The organism is Bradyrhizobium sp. Arg237L (genome assembly GCF_029990105.1).
GTDB lineage: Bacteria > Pseudomonadota > Alphaproteobacteria > Rhizobiales > Xanthobacteraceae > Bradyrhizobium.
This window is the reverse complement of sequence record NZ_JAQMIL010000121.1, coordinates 1-15,902: the sequence shown is the minus strand read 5'-3', so window position 1 is coordinate 15,902 and position 15,902 is coordinate 1. Positions and strand designations below refer to the sequence as shown.

14 protein-coding genes are annotated in these 15,902 nt (G+C 63.6%); 6 read left to right on the top strand and 8 right to left on the bottom strand.

Annotation, left to right across the window (positions count from 1 at the left end):
- The first annotated feature begins 682 nt into the window (after nt 1-682).
- Nucleotides 683-1,936, top strand: coding sequence for a Spy/CpxP family protein refolding chaperone (locus tag OZ411_RS41040; protein ID WP_282532511.1), 1,254 nt, complete (start codon nt 683-685; stop codon nt 1,934-1,936).
- Nucleotides 1,937-2,276: 340 nt separating this feature from the next.
- The gene (locus OZ411_RS41035; RefSeq protein ID WP_282532510.1) at nt 2,277-3,488 is read left to right on the top strand and encodes an FAD-dependent oxidoreductase; all 1,212 of its coding nucleotides are present in this window, start codon (nt 2,277-2,279) and stop codon (nt 3,486-3,488) included.
- Nucleotides 3,489-3,663: 175 nt separating this feature from the next.
- Here the strand turns inward: OZ411_RS41035 and OZ411_RS41030 are convergent, their stop codons facing one another.
- Complete coding sequence (locus OZ411_RS41030) at nt 3,664-4,446, bottom strand: class II aldolase/adducin family protein (protein ID WP_282532509.1); 783 nt, start codon at nt 4,444-4,446, stop codon at nt 3,664-3,666.
- Nucleotides 4,447-4,767: 321 nt separating this feature from the next.
- On the opposite strand from OZ411_RS41030, the gene OZ411_RS41025 reads away from it, so the two are divergent.
- Nucleotides 4,768-5,700 carry a 2-dehydropantoate 2-reductase gene (locus OZ411_RS41025; RefSeq protein ID WP_282532508.1) on the top strand — a complete coding sequence of 311 codons (933 nt, stop codon included), beginning with the start codon at nt 4,768-4,770 and terminating at the stop codon, nt 5,698-5,700.
- A 209-nt stretch (nt 5,701-5,909) separates the two neighbouring features.
- On the opposite strand, the gene OZ411_RS41020 is transcribed toward OZ411_RS41025, so the two are convergent.
- The 5 genes from OZ411_RS41020 to OZ411_RS41000 form a co-directional block, all read right to left on the bottom strand.
- Entirely contained in the window at nt 5,910-7,550 is a 1,641-nt protein-coding gene (locus OZ411_RS41020) for a lysine--tRNA ligase (RefSeq protein ID WP_282532507.1), read from the bottom strand.
- 239 nt (nt 7,551-7,789) lie between these two features.
- Complete coding sequence (locus OZ411_RS41015) at nt 7,790-8,710, bottom strand: transporter substrate-binding domain-containing protein (RefSeq protein WP_282532506.1); 921 nt, start codon at nt 8,708-8,710, stop codon at nt 7,790-7,792.
- Nucleotides 8,711-8,784: 74 nt separating this feature from the next.
- Complete coding sequence (locus OZ411_RS41010) at nt 8,785-9,375, bottom strand: SCO family protein (RefSeq protein WP_282532505.1); 591 nt, start codon at nt 9,373-9,375, stop codon at nt 8,785-8,787.
- Nucleotides 9,376-9,474: 99 nt separating this feature from the next.
- The gene (locus OZ411_RS41005) at nt 9,475-9,639 is read right to left on the bottom strand and encodes a hypothetical protein (protein WP_282532504.1); all 165 of its coding nucleotides are present in this window, start codon (nt 9,637-9,639) and stop codon (nt 9,475-9,477) included.
- A gap of 226 nt (nt 9,640-9,865) precedes the next feature.
- Nucleotides 9,866-10,330, bottom strand: coding sequence for a hypothetical protein (locus tag OZ411_RS41000; RefSeq protein ID WP_130577663.1), 465 nt, complete (start codon nt 10,328-10,330; stop codon nt 9,866-9,868).
- Nucleotides 10,331-10,608: 278 nt separating this feature from the next.
- On the opposite strand from OZ411_RS41000, the gene OZ411_RS40995 reads away from it, so the two are divergent.
- Together OZ411_RS40995 and OZ411_RS40990 are read left to right on the top strand one after the other, a co-directional pair.
- The gene (locus OZ411_RS40995; protein WP_282532503.1) at nt 10,609-12,267 is read left to right on the top strand and encodes an FAD-binding dehydrogenase; all 1,659 of its coding nucleotides are present in this window, start codon (nt 10,609-10,611) and stop codon (nt 12,265-12,267) included.
- A gap of 210 nt (nt 12,268-12,477) precedes the next feature.
- Nucleotides 12,478-12,828, top strand: coding sequence for a RidA family protein (locus OZ411_RS40990; protein ID WP_282532502.1), 351 nt, complete (start codon nt 12,478-12,480; stop codon nt 12,826-12,828).
- Between the two features lie 98 nt (nt 12,829-12,926).
- On the opposite strand, the gene glk is transcribed toward OZ411_RS40990, so the two are convergent.
- A complete protein-coding gene (gene glk / locus OZ411_RS40985) occupies nt 12,927-13,895 on the bottom strand; it encodes a glucokinase (protein WP_282532501.1) in 969 nt (322 codons plus the stop codon).
- A gap of 197 nt (nt 13,896-14,092) precedes the next feature.
- On the bottom strand, nt 14,093-14,548 hold the full coding sequence (locus tag OZ411_RS40980) for a CBS domain-containing protein (protein WP_130577659.1): 456 nt from the start codon (nt 14,546-14,548) through the stop codon (nt 14,093-14,095).
- A gap of 178 nt (nt 14,549-14,726) precedes the next feature.
- Here OZ411_RS40980 and OZ411_RS40975 point away from each other — a divergent pair, with 178 nt between their 5' ends.
- A complete protein-coding gene (locus tag OZ411_RS40975; RefSeq protein ID WP_282532500.1) occupies nt 14,727-15,563 on the top strand; it encodes a universal stress protein in 837 nt (278 codons plus the stop codon).
- Nucleotides 15,564-15,902 lie beyond the last annotated feature (339 nt).

Below are 15,902 nucleotides of genomic sequence, written 5' to 3'. Positions count from 1 at the left end.
GAAAAAGATCATGCTCAAACAAAGAGCTAGAGCGGGATGACGATTCGAAGAAAAGTCATCACGCTCTAGATTTGCTTCCGCTTTCGGCGAGATAGTGGCCATAGCCGCGTCTGCCGGTGGCTCGCCCTCGTAGCAAATGACCCGACCCAGACATCAGGCGATTTCCCGTCTTGTGCCGCTATAGAAGGGATATTGTTGCAAAAGTCGAAAATCGAATAACCCTAAAAATCTCGCGAAAGGTGATCTCTGGACTTCTCTGCTTCAGCGTAGCTTTTCATTGCCACTACGGACGTCCGCGATCGATTTTGGATGAAACGTCCCTCGCGTCGACGCGCGTAAAATGCATCAGCGATCTCTAGAGCATGATCCGGAAAAGTGGATACCGGTTTTCCCTCGCGACAAACGCGAAGCGTTTGCGCGGAGATCATGCTCAAACAAAAAGATAGAGCGGGATGATGATTCGAAGAAAAATCATCACGCTCTAAGAAGATATCCGTTTAAAAAATGCGCCACGATGTAACCACGGCGGTTTGACATCGTCACCTGACCGCAGATTCACCCGAATGAAAACGACCGCGGGGGGAACTTTCGGTTTCGCTCCGAGTCATATTTGTGACGCGATGCGGCCTGGCCGCTGAGGAGGGAAGCCAAGGGAGAGATCATGCCAAAGTCCCGCCTTGGAATGGCTGCGGCCGGCCTTGCCCTGGTCGTTCTGGGAGCGCTGCCGAGCGCGGCCGAGGCGGGCCTCCGCCTGCGCGTTGGCGGCCCCGTCGGTGTCGCGCGCTTCGCGATGGCCGGCATGCTGTCGGTCGCAGGTCTCCGCCGCGCACGCATGGCGGCGCGCCACAGCCGCATCCGAATGGCTGCCTTAAGACCGCAAGATCTTCGGCCCGCCGCCGAGTCGATCCGCCCGAGTGAGCGCGCGCAGCTCACTGCCGTCGCGGCACTGGCCGGCTGGCAGGGCGGCCGAGCTGCACAAGGCTGGTGGCAGCACGCCGACGGTTCATACGGCTGGGTCGGTCCGCTGTTCTGGCCGTTCGCCTATAGCGATCTCTATGGCTACGCGCTTCTCAGTGATGGCAGCGGCTTCTGGGCCTATGGCTACGGCGATCTCTACGCCGCGATCTTCTCGCCTTACGCTGCGAGCGATCTCTCAGCGTTTGCGGCCGAGCGCCCCGCCGGGAGGCGGCATCGCAAAGCGCCCTTCGTACGGGAGCTCTGTGGCGGCGACACCGCCGAGACGACCGGCGTTGCCCTCGAGCGGATCGGCCGAGTGGTCGCGGCGAACGAGGCGCAGCGCACAGCCTTCGACGAGCTCGCGAGCGCCTGGACTTCCGCCGGCGACACCATCCGCGCCTCCTGTCCAGCACAAGCCGCAACCACCGCGCTGGAGCGGCTCGCGGCCATGCAGAGCCGCGTCAACGCGATGCTGAGCGGAGTTGAGGGCGTTCAGCCGGCATTCCAAAAATTTTACGATCTCCTGAGCGATGAGCAGAAGGCGCGGCTCAACGCGCCCCAACGCGACCGCCGCGCTAACGCTGCGGCCGCGAAGCTGAAGGAGATGCAGGACGCCGCCTGCCAGGCGAGCCGCGAACCGCAGGACGAGCAACAGGCCGAAAAGCAATACCGCCAGCTCGTCGCCCAGCAATGGCCCCTCGACGACATCGCCGCCAGCCTGAAACTGAACGATACCCAACGCGCCGCGCTCGAATTGGTGCAGGACACCACGATGGGCACCATGGAAGCCTTAAGCGCATGCCCGCCAAAGGACGCGCTCACCCCGCCGGCCCGCCTTAAGGCCGCAAAGGCGCGGTTGGAAGCAATGCGAGAGGCGATCAGAAGCGTGAACGACGCGGTCGACGATTTCTATTGGTACCTGAGTGACGAGCAGAAGACGCAGTTCGAGGGGCTCGGGCCGAAGAAGCAGGGGGTGTGATTTTTCCATCGTCAAGCGGCGCTGATCGGCTAAGGCAGCGCTTCGCATCCCCTGTCGCATTTGCTAGTCGTCCGTTAAGAAGCGGAATAGCTGGGCTGGACATGCGAGCGTGCGCTAGAGCGTGATGATTTTTCTTCGAATCATCATCTCGCTCTAGCTTTTTGTTTGAGCATGATCTCCGCGCAAACGCTTCGCGTTTGTCGCGAGGGAAAACCGGTCTCCACTTTTCCGGATCATGCGCGAGTACGGAAATGCGCCGGCTCGCCCGGCTTGATTGCCGTGTCGGTTCAGGACAAGCTCACTGACGGAGCTCGGAGAAGAGAGGCCGCTCGGAGAGGAAATGGCGCGCATTATTGTCCTCGGTGCGGGATTCGCTGGCCTCTGGGCTGCCATCGGCGCTGCGCGCAAGCGCGATGAGATCGGCCGGATGGCCGAGGTCGAGATCCTCGTGATCGACCGCAATCCCTATCACAACATTCGCGTTCGCAATTATGAAGTCGACCTGACCAAGGCGGCGATCCCGCTTGCCGAGGTGCTGGACCCTATCGGCGTCGCTCATGGGGTTGCCGAGGTGCAAGCGATCGATGCGGTCAAACAGCAGGTGAGCGTTGTAACGCGCGACGGCCCGGAGGTTTTGACTTACGATCGGCTGGTATTGGCGCTTGGCAGCGAACTGGCGCGTCCGGCGATTCCGGGCCTCGCCGCCAACAGCTTCGACGTGGACACCTATGCGGCTGCCGTCCGGCTCGACGCACACCTCGCAGCGCTTGGCGCAGCGGCGCCATCGGAAGCGCTCTCCACGGTGGTCGTGGTCGGCGCCGGTTTCACCGGGATTGAAGTCGCAACCGAGATGCCGGGCAAGCTCGATCGCGCCGCCATCGCCGGCGATCGACGCATCATCCTCATCGACCCCAATCCCGCGGTTGGCGTCACGATCGGCGATAACGCCCGCCCGGTCATCAATGAGGCGCTCTCGGCGCTCGGCGTCGAAACGCGGCTGGGCGTGACGGTTGCCGCGCTCGACGCAAATGCCATCACGCTCAGTTCGGGGGAGATCATTCCCACACAAACAGTCGTGTGGTGCGCGGGCATGCGCGCAAGTCCGCTGGCTGAGACGCTGGATGTCGAACGGGACCGATATGGTCGCGTCATCGTCGATCAATTCATGCGCGCAACTGGTGCAATGAATGTCTTTGCCGCCGGCGACGTGGCCTGCAGTTTCGTGGACGGCATCCACGCCTCCGTGATGTCCTGCCAGTTCGCCCGGCCGATGGGCCGCTTCGCAGGCCACAATGTCGTCGCCGACCTGTTCGGGCGGACGATGCTGCCGCTACGTATCGATTGGTATGTCACCGTGCTCGATCTCGGCGCGTGGGGGGCCTTGTACACGGAAGGATGGGATCGCCAGGTGCGCACCAGCGGTGCCGCCGCCAAATTGACCAAGCAGACCATCAATCACGTGCGGATCTATCCGCCACGGACCGGTGATCGTGCGGAGATTCTCGCGGCTGCGGCGCCAACACTGCAGGCGCCGCCGGCCGTGCGATCGTAAGCCTCGGACTCGGACGCATCGCGCGATGATGCCGTCATTACGAGCCAACGGGTCGGCGCGTAGCGCCGCCCGATGACAGGCTCCGCGAAGCAATCCATGCCTCCACTTGCGGAAACATGGATTGCTTCGTCGCTTCGCTCCTCGCAATGACGGCCAGATGCAGGCGCGAACAAAACTACGTCGCGTAGTCCGGCTCCTTGCGGTCCAGCATGCGCTTCAGCGCATCGAAGTGGCGCTGCGCCGGGCTTGGGCCCTTGTAGAGACTGCTACCGCCGATATCGCGCATGGTCTTTTCGACCACGGGAGCAGGCAGCTTCTTCAATGGCTGTCCGGTCCACATCGCGTAGATCTGCACCTGCGCTGCGCGCTCGATGTAATAGAGCCGGTCATAGGCCTCCGCGACGGTCGCGCCGACGGTCGAGATGCCATGGTTGGCCATGAACAGGATCGTCTTGTCGCCGATCACCTTCGCGAGCCGCGCGCCTTCGGCCGGATCGAGCGCCGGGCCGGTATATTCATCGTCATAGGCGATCTCGCCGGCCATGCCGACTTCGGTCTGGCCGATCTCCTTGATGCGGGGATCCTCGAGCCGGGTCAGCGCGCTGGCGAAGGGCATATGGGTGTGGAACACCGCCTTCGCCTGCGGCAGCGCCTTGTGGATCGGGGCGTGGATGCAAAAACAGGAGCGCTCGGCCTCGCCCTCGCCGCGTTTGATCTCGGCATCGTCGATGCCGACCTCCATGAAGCAGGAAGCGGTCACCTCCGACCAGTGCGTGCCGAACGGAATCTGGTAGTAGCGATCGCTGCGGCCGGGCACCACGAAGGTCAGATGGTTGAAGATGCCTTCGCTGAAGCCCTGGATGAAAGCGAGCCGGTGCGCGGCGGCAAGATCGACGCGCGCCTGCCACTCTGCGGCGCCTTGATCGGTAAGCGTGTCCGGTGAAACCCTGAACTGCATGTTGATCCTCCCTTGCGCCCCTCTGCTGGCGGCTTGTTATTGGCGCAGTCTAGCTCAAATCGCCGTCGCTCCGCTTGAAATTACCGTGCACCAACTATCCCGATTTCGCAGGGCGCGACGGGCTGCGCGATGCGAAGCAGTAGGGTGGGCACGCTGCGCTTTGCCCACCCTACGCGATTCATCCCGATTTCGCGGGACGCGCGCGGTGCATTGGCGGCAGTTGGCAGCATGTTTTCGATAGAACAACGCGGCAAGACACAGTTTGCATTAGCAAAGTCGGCAACGTTCGCCCTACAGTGAGGATGAGGAGATCTGTCTCGGATGACTGCTGGCACTGAAAGAAACCCCGATCGCAAGACCATTGCCGTCGTCGGCCTCGGAAGCATCGGCGGCATCATCGCCGGCCTGTTGCGCGCGGCCGACCGTCACGATGTGATCGCCTGCGTCAGGCGGCCGCTCGATCGTCTCGTGGTCGAGCGCGCGGAAGGCACAATCGATGTTCCGCTTCGCGCCCTGACTGATCCGCAGCAGGCCAACCCGGTGGACTGGGTGTTGTTCTGCACCAAGGCGCAGGACACGCCTTCAAGCGCGCCGTGGCTTGCAAAACTCAGCGGCGCCGGCACGCGGGTCGCGGTCCTGCAGAACGGCATCGGGCACAAGGAGCGGCTGGCGCCGCTGGCCGGGCACGCGACCATTGTTCCTACTCTCGTCTATTACAACGGCGAGCGATTGGCGCCGGACCGCGTTCGCTTCCGACGTGCCGGCGACTATGAATTTGCGGTCGCAGCCGATGCCGACGGGCGAGCGTTCGAAGCCCTGCTCGAAGGAACTGACATGCGGGTGCTGTGCAGCGACGACTTCGCCACGCGCGCCTGGCGCAAGCTCCTGATCAACGCAGTCGCCAATCCAATCACTGCGCTGACGTTGCTGCGGCAGGCGGTGTTCCGGCGCGAGGACGTCAAGACGCTGTGCCTTGCCATCCTCGAAGAGGCAGTTGCCGTCGGTCGAGTCGATGGCGCGCGCCTGGATGCGGACGAGGCCGAACGAACGCTGGCGACGCTGCTGACCTATCCGCCCGACGCCGGCACCTCGATGTATTTCGATCGCCTCGCCGGCCGGCCGTTCGAAGCCGACGCGCTCACCGGCGCGATCGTCGCAGCGGGCGAACGACATGGCGTGGCGACGCCGCTCAACGGCCTCCTGCTGACGCTGTTGCGCGCGACCAGCGACGGATTGCGTGATGCGAAGCGGTAGGGTGGGCAAAGCGCAGCGTGCCCACCATTCCTTGCACCGCTCTTGATGGTGGGCACGCTGCGCTTTGCCCACCCTACGCATTCTGCGAGAAACAAGCCAGACGCGTAGCCCGGATGGAGCGAAGCGTAATCCGGGACAGAAGAAGTTGCGGCCCGTGAAGGTCCCCGGGTTGCGCTTCGCTCCACCCGGGCTACGGCAGGCGTGCCATTCTACGACGAGCGCGCCAATGCGCCGTCGATCATGTCGACGGCGTTCTGGATGCCGTAGACCGCGACGAAGGAGCCGAAGCGCGGGCCTTTCTCCTGGCCGAGCAGGACCTGGTAGAGCATGTTGAACCAGTCGAGCGAGACGCCGGGGCGGCCGTCCTTGCCCTTCTTCACGGGATCGAGGAACGGCTCGCGGCGGCCGATCTCGTAGACCACGTTCTGGATGTCCTCCGCGGTCGAGTCCGGCGGCATGTTGGACAGCGCATCACGCAGGTCCTGCAACGCCGCACGCTCGCTCTCGGTCGGTTCGCGGAATTGCTTCGAGGGCGCGACGAAGTCGCGGTAGTAGTTGATGGCATAGCCGACCATCGCATCCAGTTTTGGATGGCTCTCGGGCGTCACGCCGGGGCGATAGCGGCCGATGAAGCCCCACAGCGTCCCGGCATTCTCCGCATTCGACGACGACACCAGCGTCAAGAGAAGCTGGAAGGTGACGGGCATGTCCACCTGCGGCGGATGGCCGGAGTGGATGTGCCAGACCGGATTCTGCAATTGCTGCCGGCCTTCCTGGCGCGGGAAGGCGTCGACGAACTGCTGGTATTCGTCGACATTGCGCGGGATCACGTCGAAGTAAAGCCGCTTGGCCGCCTTGGGCTCGCGGTACATGAACAGCGACAGCGATTCCGGCGAGGCGTAGCGCAGCCATTCGTCGATGGTCAGGCCGTTGCCCTTCGACTTCGAGATCTTCTGGCCCTTCTCGTCGAGGAACAGCTCGTAGTTGAAGCCTTCCGGGGGCGTGCCGCCGAGCGCCGAGCAGATCTTGCCCGACAGCTTCACCGAATCGATCAGATCCTTGCCGGCCATCTCATAGTCGACGCCGAGCGCATACCAGCGCATCGCCCAGTCCGGCTTCCACTGCAATTTGCAGCGGCCGCCGGTGACGGGGACCGTGACGCTCTCCTTGGTCTCGGGGTCTTCATAGGAGATCGTGCCGGCCTTGGCGTCATGCGCCGTGACCGGCACGTAGAGCACGAGCCCGGTGCGCGGGCAAATCGGGAGGAACGGCGAATAGCTCGCGGCACGCTCCTCGCGCAACGACGGCAACATGATCGCCATCACCTTCTCGATCCGCTCCAGCATCCGAAGCAGCGCGGCGTCGAAGCGGCCCGAGGTGTAGTAGTCGGTCGAGCTGGCGAATTCGTAATCGAAGCCGAACTGGTCGAGGAAGGCGCGCAGCCGCGCATTGTTGTGCTCGCCGAAGCTCGGATGCGTGCCGAAGGGATCGGGCACCTTCGTCAGCGGCATGCCGAGGTGCTGCTCCAACAGTTCCTTGTTCGGGACATTGTCCGGCACCTTGCGCAGGCCATCCATATCGTCGGAGAAGGCGAGCAGGCGCGTCTTGATCTTGTCCTCGGTGAGCACGCGGAAGGCGTGGCGCACCATGGTGGTGCGCGCGACCTCGCCGAAGGTCCCGATATGGGGCAGGCCGGACGGGCCGTAGCCGGTCTCGAACAGCACCTCGTCCTTCGGAGTTTTTTTCAGCCGCGCGACAATCGCTTTCGCCTGCTCGAACGGCCAGGCGTTGGATTGTTCGGCGAGCGCACGCAGATCGCTCGGGCTTGCGGCAAGGTCGGTCACGGACATTTAAACGAACTTTCTCCGAGATAAGAAAAACGGCCGGTTTGATAGCATAACCGTCATTGCGAGCGAAGCGAAGCATGTCTCAACAAGCGGAGAAATGGATTGCTTCGCTCGCAATGACGCGAAGAAACGTAGGGGGGCAAAGCGAAGCGTGCCCACCATTTCATGCCGTGCTCGTGATGGTGGGCACGCTACGCTTTGCCCACCCTACGAATCCTACTACGAATCCTGCGACATCTGCGTCAGAACGGGCTGACGGAGAAATAGCGCAGCCACAGGTCGGTGTAGCGGCCTTTTTCCCAGAGCCGGAACAGGGCCCAGTTCAACGCCTGCCGGAGCAGGTCGTTGCCCTTGCGGACGGCAATGCCGATGCCCTCGCCGAAGAAGCGGCTCTCGACGAACGGGCCGCCGGAGAAGGCGCAGCATTCGGCCGAATCCGTGCCGTTGATCCAGAACGCGAGCGCGATCGCGTCGCCGAAGATGAAATCGACCTCGCCGCGGCGAAGCGCTTGCCTGAGCGCATCGTCATTGGGGTAGGCGTGGAGCTCGGCGTCGGTGAACATCGCCTTCAGATAGGCTTCATGCGCAGTGCCGCCGATGACGCCGACCTTCTTGCCTTCGAGATATTCCGGCCGCACTTCCGGCAGCACGGCGGCGCGCCGCGACGCGAAGCGGGCCGGCGCGCGGTAATAGGGATCGGAGAAATCGACCCTTGTGCGCAATTGCGGCGTCACCGCCATCGAGGCGATGATGGCATCGCCCCGGTTGGTGGCGAGCGCATCCACCAACGTCTCGAAACGGCGCATCTGGATGGTGCAGGTGACCTTGATCTCCTCGCAGATCGCCCGCGCCAGGTCGACGTTGAAGCCGGCCGGATTGCCGTCCGGACCGGTGAAGTTGAACGGCGGATAATCGGTCTCAGTCAGGAACCGGATCACAGTGATGCGCGACAGGTCCGGCCGCTCCGGCCGCCGCCGCGGATCCCAGAAGCCGGGCACGGCCTGCGGCGCCGCCTCGACAGGCGGCTTCGGCGGCGGAGTTTGCTGCTGTGGGGTTTGTGCATTCGCCGCGCCGCTACAGACAGCCAAAGCCGCTACGACGAGCCATCCGGCCATGGCGCGGATAGCACGGGAGATGTCGAGCGGGGCAGTCTGATCGGACATTTGGCCGGGCAATGTTGCGGAATTGGACGGCCTTATAGACCATCCGGGGCATGATGCGAGGGCCTAGTGGCAATTCAAAGATAGCGCTTGAGGTCGGCCGCGGCCTCTTCCGGGGTGCGCTTGAGGTTGAAGGGGGAGACGAACTTGCCGTCGCGATCCATCAGATAGATCAGCGCGGTGTGGTCCATGGTGTAGTCGCCGTCTTTCAGCGGGACCTTCTTGGCATAGACGCGGTAGGACGACAGCACCTTGGCGATGGCATCAGGGGCGCCGGTGAGGCCCTTCAAATGCGGGTCGAAGCTGGAGAGATAATCCTTCATCGCCCCCGCGGTGTCGCGCTCCGGATCGACCGAGACGAAATAGGCGTTCACTCTGTCGGCGTCCTGGCCCATCGCCCGCAGCACTTCGGAAATCTCGAACAGCGAGGTCGGGCAGACGTCGGGGCAATGGGTGAAGCCGAAGAAGATCAGGGTCGGCTTGCCCTTCAGGCTCTTGTCGGTGACGGTCTGGCCGGCCTGGTCGGTGAGCTGGAATGGGCCGCCGATCGCCGAGGGCGCGGTCATGCTGCGCAGGCCGCCCATGGTCCAGAACAACAGCAATAGCCCGACCGCCAGGCTGCCGGCGAAGGCGGCCACGATCACAAGCGGGCGGGAGGTCCGATCCATGAAAAAAATCCTTTCGGCCGTTTATTGTTTGAGCATCACCTTACCGGGAAGACCGGTGCCCACTTTGCGCTGGCGCAGCCCTCCGGGTCCGGGTCATGCTCAGAAACAAGCCGACACGCCGGCCGCGACGGTCTCGAAGAACACCGCCGTGCCGTAGTGGAACCAGAGCGCGCCCGCGCCCAGCACCATGAGCGCGCCCAAGCCCGCAGCGCCCCAGGCAATGGCGGACGCCACCTTGCCCTGTGCCGAGGCAGGCGCGGTCATTCCATGCGAGGCGGAAACCGGCTGAACCATCTCATTGAAATAAGCTCGGTTCCGCCGCCCGGCAAGCGCAATGCTGCGGCGCGCCGTCACATCGTGCGGAGGGAATTACGGAGCTATCGCCACTCGTCATGCCCGGGCTTGACCCGGGCATCCACGTCTTCCTTCACATCAAAAACGTGGATGGCCGGGTCAAGCCCAGCCATGACGGCAGAGGACGACCGCGCCCCTAGCGCGATCGGTTCGCGGAGGCCTGGGCGTCGAGGTAGCAGGGCCGGAACATGGCCTGCAGGGCCTTGCCGCGCAGGAAGATCATCCGCGGGGTGAGGCCGCCGCGCGAGGCGATCCAGCGGCGGATCGAAGCCGGGTACATCGAGTACAGCATCTGGGTCGCTTCGGGATTGGTGATGGCGCGGCCGTTGGCGCCGAAATCCCAGGCGGCGTGGAAACCGAGATTGGCATGCGAGGTGACGCAGATCCGACTATGGGGAACCGCGCCGAGCACGATGGTGCAGGCCGACGCGCAGAGGCCGTCGATGATGACGGTTTCGCCGGAACTGCGAAGGCCTTGATATCTGTCGACGTAAGTGCCGATCCTGCCGCCCCGATCGTCGGCGATCCGTACCACCGCATGCGAAACCCCCATGCCCGCCAGCAGGAGAACCGCCGCGAGCAACCCCGTCATCAACTTCATGGCCTGCCCCAGTCGAATATCGAATCTGTTGGTTTTCAGTGATGCAAGACTTCGGCCAGCGTGTTGCGAGGCCGGATTTTTGTCCAGCCGTCACGGGTCGGTCAAAACAAATTCAAATCGAGTGTTGCGCGCACGCTGCAGTTTGCGGATGAAAGATCCCATACTGGAACAACCTTACCGTGTCCTCGCGGAACAGCCGCCACAACCGAGCCCGATTCGCCGTTGACCGCGCGCGTACGCACAGGTCTCATTCACAGGGAACTCGGGGGAGGAAAGAAATGGCTGAGGATGTAGACGTCATTGTGGTCGGCGCAGGTTTGGCAGGCCTTGTTGCCGCCACAGAGATTACCGATGCGGGAAAACGCGTCATCGTGGTCGAGCAGGAAGGCGAACAATCGCTCGGTGGCCAGGCGTTCTGGTCGTTCGGCGGATTGTTCCTGGTCGATTCGCCTGAGCAGCGCCGGCTCGGCATCAAGGACTCTCACGAGCTCGCGCTGCAGGACTGGATGGGAACGGCGGGCTTCGATCGTGACGAAGACCATTGGCCGCGGCGCTGGGCGGAAGCTTACGTCGCTTTCGCCGCCACCGAGAAGCGCGACTGGCTGCGCGCGATGGGCCATCGATTGTTTCCGATCGTCGGCTGGGCCGAGCGCGGCGGCTATGACGCAATGGGCCACGGCAATTCAGTGCCGCGCTTTCACGTCACCTGGGGCACCGGGCCCGGCATCGTCGAGCCGTTCGCGCGCCGCGCGCGCGAGGCCGAGAAGAGCGGCCGGCTGATCTTCAAATTCCGCCATCGTGTCGATGCGCTACAAGTGACGAACGGCGCGATCGACGGCGTCACCGGCGCGATCCTCGAGCCGACCGACGTGGAGCGCGGCAAGAGTTCGTCACGCAATGTGGTCGGCGAATTCTCGCTTCGCGCGCAAGCCGTGATCGTGGCGTCCGGCGGCATCGGCGGCAATCATGATCTGGTGCGGCAGAACTGGCCGAAGCGACTGGGCGAGCCGCCGAAGCACATGATCTCCGGCGTGCCCGACCATGTCGACGGCCGCATGATCGGGATCACCGAGGCGAGCGGCGCGCGGCTGATCAACCGCGACCGGATGTGGCACTACGTCGAGGGCATCCAGAACTGGTCACCCATCTGGCCGAAGCACGGCATCCGCATCCTGCCCGGGCCATCATCGATGTGGTTCGATGCGACCGGACGGCGGCTGCCGGCACCGCTGTTTCCGGGCTCCGACACGCTCGGGCAACTGCAATACATCATGAGCACCGGCCATGATTATTCCTGGTTCATCCTGACCCAGAGCATCATCAAGAAGGAGTTCGCGCTCTCGGGCTCCGAGCAGAACCCGGACCTCACCGGCAAGAGCTGGCGCATGACGATCAAGCGCGCCACCAACAAGGGCGCGCCGGCGCCGGTGGAAGCGTTCAAGACAAACGGCGTCGACTTCATCGTGCGCGACAGGCTCGAGGATCTGGTCGCGGCGATGAACCAGCTTTCCGGCGAGAACCTTTTGAAGCTCGATCACATCCGAACGCAGATCGAGGCGCGCGACCGCGAGATCGCAAACGCTTACGTCAAGGACGCGCAGGTGATGAACCTGCACAATGCGCGCAAATATATCGGCGACCGCCTGATCCGCACCGCCGCGCCGCATCGCATCCTCGATCCCGCGCATGGACCGCTGATCGCGGTGAAGCTCAACATCCTGACCCGCAAGACGCTCGGCGGATTCGAGACCGATCTCGATGCGCGGGTGTTCGGGAGTGACGGCGAGATCATCAGGGGACTCTACGCCGTCGGCGAAGCCGCTGGCTTCGGCGGCGGCGGCATGCACGGCTATCGCTCGCTGGAGGGGACCTTTCTGGGCGGCTGCCTGTTCTCCGGACGAAACGCGGGACGCGCCGCGGCGAAAGCCGTGCGATAAATCGCAGTCCCGTAGCCCGGATGGAGCGAAGCGCAATCCGGGATTCTTCGATCCACACATCGAGTTGCCCCGGATTGCGCGGAGCCTGTCATCGGGCGCGCATTCGCGCGACCCGTTGGCTCCATCCGGGCTACAAGAGACCATAAGAGACGACTCGCCAGAGCTTGACCGCTGCGCTAGGTAGTCACCGCCAATCAACGGGAGAACAATATGACCATTCAGCGTTTTGAAACCGGGCCGCGGATGAGCCAGGTCGTCGTGCATGGCAACACGGTGTATCTGGCCGGCATCGTCGCCAACAAGACGGCCGGTGAAAGCGTGACGAAGCAGACGGAGGAGATCCTCTCGATCATCGACGGCCATCTGGCAAAGGCCGACACCGACAAATCGAAGCTGCTGACGACGACGATCTACATCACCGACATGAAGACGTTCGGCGAGATGAACGCGGTGTGGGACCGTTGGGTGTCGCCAGGCAACACGCCGGCGCGCGCTACCGTCGAGGCCAAGCTGGCGGCGCCCCAATACACTGTCGAGATCATGGTGACCGCGGCGAAGTAAGCGCCCATTGCACGAGAATGGCGATGCCGATCGTTACGTGCGGCCGGCATCGCGCACTTCGTTGAGCCTGATCGAGCGACTTCCATTGTCGAGGCAGCCTATGCGGCCATGACGTTCGTCTCGAAGAACGCCTTGAGCCCGACAAAAGTCACATCGGGCCGGGTGATGACATGGACTGGAATCTCCCGCAGATAGGAATCGAACCGCCCCTTGCTGGTGAAGCACGGACCAAAATCCGATCCCGCCAGATGATCGACGAAACGAGGCACGATGCCGCCGGCGATATAGACGCCGCCGCGGGCGCCGAAGGTCAGCGCCAGATTGCCGCAGACCATGCCGAGCATCGCGCAGAACATGTCGAGCGCCGCCCCGCTCGTCGCGCAGCTCCCGTCAAGCGCGGCCTGCGTGATCGAGGCCGCATCGCGCGCGGGCGCGCCGGCGCCGTCGATGGCGTTCAAGGCGTCATAGAGGTGGGTGAGGCCGGACCCGGATAGCGCACGTTCAATCGAAACGTGGCCGAAGCGCCCACGCAGGTGATCGATCACCCGCTCCTCCCGTTCCGAAGTCGCCGGCAAGGTGGCATGGCCGGCTTCGGTGATGATCGCCACGGGCGGCTTGCTCGACGGAACCAGACAGGACGCGCCAAAGCCGGTCCCCGGCCCAACCACGAGCATGGGAGCGCCGGCGACCGGAGTGGGGCTGCCGAGCGACACCAGGTCGGAAGCTCCCAGAGCCGGCAGCGACCAGGCCAGCGCCTCGAAATCATTGAGGAAATGCGCGGCCGCGAAGGCGAATTGTTGGCGCAGGCTGGCCGCATCGAACATCCACGGGCTGTTGGTCAGCACCACGCGGTTGTTCTCGATCGGGCCCGCGATGCCGAAGATCGCCACAGTGGCAACGCCGCCCGTCGTGTGGCGGGCAAGGAAGGCGGCGATCGCCTCCGCCGAGGTCGGATAGTCGGCGACCTTGACATGTTCGATGGGGCCGATCTGACCACCCCTGACGAGCGCGAAACGCGCATTGGTGCCGCCGATATCGGCGAGCAATGCTTGGCTGATCCCGGTCATTGCCTCCGTTCCTGTCAAGCTGCGGTCGGTGCGCGGATGCGTCCATCAGTCGTTTTGCCGGTTCCGATCCGCGTCCGCCGGTTGGCGGCGATGATATCCAAGTATCACCGAGCGGCAGCTTTGGGAATCGGCCGCTGCATGGGTTGATCAACATAAACCAGACTGGAATGCTGCGTATGGCCGCGGCGGCGCTTTCGTCAGTGTTGCCGGCTCAAACAGCGTTCGAGCGCGATGAGCAACTGCGTACGGCCAACGATTCCGATGGGCTTGCCGTCGCGGACCACCAGCACCTGCGAGATCTGATGTGCGTCCATTCGCGTGACGATATCGTCGACGGTTGCCGTTTCATCCACGCACACGGGATTCTGCGTCATGACGGCGTCGACCCGCAGCGCCTGCGTCTGCTCGTGCATGTGTTGTCCCTCGGCTCGTCCGAGCAGCCATTCCAGCAAGAACCCGGCAGGGCCGGTCACGCCAAGCTCCTGACGGTGCAGGAAATCGCCCTCGGAGATGATGCCGACCAAAGATCCATCGTCGTCGATCACAGGCAAGCCACGCTGACTGGTTTCCAGGAGCAGGTGGACGGCATCGAGCAGCGGCGCGTTCGGCTTTATGGTGGCGAACCAGGTTCGCATGACATCCGTTGCCAGCATTGTTTCTCTCCAACAGGCTCGGGTCCGGTAGCGTGCACTGGGAAGCGGGCCGGGCCTTGATATGCGTCAAAATGACGACGGCGCCCTCTGACCTGGATCAATACGTCGATCGGCCGTTGTGCTCTTATAGCGATGTGCAATTTGTGCCGATCGCCACCAATTGTGGGGGAGAATGACGATGTTCAAGAACCTGCTGGTGCTTATCCCTTCCGAACGTCCCGCGCGGCCGGTGATTGACGGTGCCGTGCTGCTGACCATGGCGTACGGCGCTCACCTCGACGCGTTGTCCGTCGCCTACGAGACCGCCAATGTTCCGATCGCCGCGGCAGGCGGCGCTGCGGTCGCCATGATCGTCGAAGAGACCCGGCAGCGCGCACTCGAGCGCGCAGAGGCCGCGATGCGCGTTTTCGAGGTCGAGGCGAAGCACGCAGGGATATCGTATACCTGCCGCACGATGAGCGCGACACCGCGTGAGGCGCTAGCGATCGCCGGCGCCAGCGCCCGGCTGCATGATCTCACCGTCGTCCTGCAGCCGGAACCCGAACGCGATACGTTCGACAACGACATGCCGCAGGAAATGCTGTTCCAGTCAGGCGGCCCGGTATTGTTCATGCCCTATACCTTCCGCGGCGCGTTTACCGCGCGGCGTATCGGGATTTGCTGGGACGGAAGCCGCCTCGCCGGCCGCGCGCTGCGGGATGCCATGCCGCTGCTGCGGCACGCTGACGCGCTCACCATCATTTCCATCGGCAATCCAGGCGCGATTCCGGACGAAGCGAGCCCGCAGCGCCTCGTTGAGCATCTAGCGCGGCTTGGGCTGCCGGCCAAGGTCGTGGCCTTCCCGGCCGCGCACTCCGAAATCCAGCCCACCATCCTGTCCGTTGCGGCCGACGAAAGCCTCGACCTGCTGGTGATGGGCGGCTACGGGCATTCGCGGCTGCAGGAACGCCTGCTCGGCGGCGTCACCCGCGAGATGCTCCAGTGCATGACGGTGCCGACGTTGATGTCGCATTGAACTTTAGGGCAACGTCCTAAGTCGCCCAACGCCCGTCACTGCGAGCGCAGCGAAGCAATCCATGGTTCCGCGTGTGGAAATAGATTGCTTCGCTGCGCTCGCAATGACGCAGTTTCTGCGACCGTACGTAGCCCGGATGGAGCGCAGCGCAATCCGGGGCCTTCTGTGGCGCCGGGCGCGCACCGTCCCGGGTTGCGCTGCCAGGCTGGGCAAGAATTGGGATCAGGCGACCAAGTGGAGACTGAAGGGACTTGGCGCGGGATTTTGATGCAGGCGGCGGCGAAAGTCGCCTATGAGGACCGTAGCGAGACCTGCGATGGCCGCGACGGCGCGCAAAAT

What these genes read in the sequence shown, in the direction of transcription:
- OZ411_RS41000 (WP_130577663.1), bottom strand. Translation starts at nt 10,330, where the DNA reads ATGAAGTTGATGACGGGGTTGCTCGCGGCGGTTCTCCTGCTGGCGGGC.
- glk (WP_282532501.1), bottom strand. Translation starts at nt 13,895, where the DNA reads ATGACCGGGATCAGCCAAGCATTGCTCGCCGATATCGGCGGCACCAAT.
- OZ411_RS40995 (WP_282532503.1), top strand. Translation starts at nt 10,609, where the DNA reads ATGGCTGAGGATGTAGACGTCATTGTGGTCGGCGCAGGTTTGGCAGGC.
- OZ411_RS41010 (WP_282532505.1), bottom strand. Translation starts at nt 9,375, where the DNA reads ATGGATCGGACCTCCCGCCCGCTTGTGATCGTGGCCGCCTTCGCCGGC.
- OZ411_RS41030 (WP_282532509.1), bottom strand. Translation starts at nt 4,446, where the DNA reads ATGCAGTTCAGGGTTTCACCGGACACGCTTACCGATCAAGGCGCCGCA.
- OZ411_RS41035 (WP_282532510.1), top strand. Translation starts at nt 2,277, where the DNA reads ATGGCGCGCATTATTGTCCTCGGTGCGGGATTCGCTGGCCTCTGGGCT.
- OZ411_RS40980 (WP_130577659.1), bottom strand. Translation starts at nt 14,548, where the DNA reads ATGCTGGCAACGGATGTCATGCGAACCTGGTTCGCCACCATAAAGCCG.
- OZ411_RS41025 (WP_282532508.1), top strand. Translation starts at nt 4,768, where the DNA reads ATGACTGCTGGCACTGAAAGAAACCCCGATCGCAAGACCATTGCCGTC.
- OZ411_RS40990 (WP_282532502.1), top strand. Translation starts at nt 12,478, where the DNA reads ATGACCATTCAGCGTTTTGAAACCGGGCCGCGGATGAGCCAGGTCGTC.
- OZ411_RS41020 (WP_282532507.1), bottom strand. Translation starts at nt 7,550, where the DNA reads ATGTCCGTGACCGACCTTGCCGCAAGCCCGAGCGATCTGCGTGCGCTC.
- OZ411_RS41005 (WP_282532504.1), bottom strand. Translation starts at nt 9,639, where the DNA reads ATGACCGCGCCTGCCTCGGCACAGGGCAAGGTGGCGTCCGCCATTGCC.
- OZ411_RS41015 (WP_282532506.1), bottom strand. Translation starts at nt 8,710, where the DNA reads ATGTCCGATCAGACTGCCCCGCTCGACATCTCCCGTGCTATCCGCGCC.
- OZ411_RS40975 (WP_282532500.1), top strand. Translation starts at nt 14,727, where the DNA reads ATGTTCAAGAACCTGCTGGTGCTTATCCCTTCCGAACGTCCCGCGCGG.
- OZ411_RS41040 (WP_282532511.1), top strand. Translation starts at nt 683, where the DNA reads ATGGCTGCGGCCGGCCTTGCCCTGGTCGTTCTGGGAGCGCTGCCGAGC.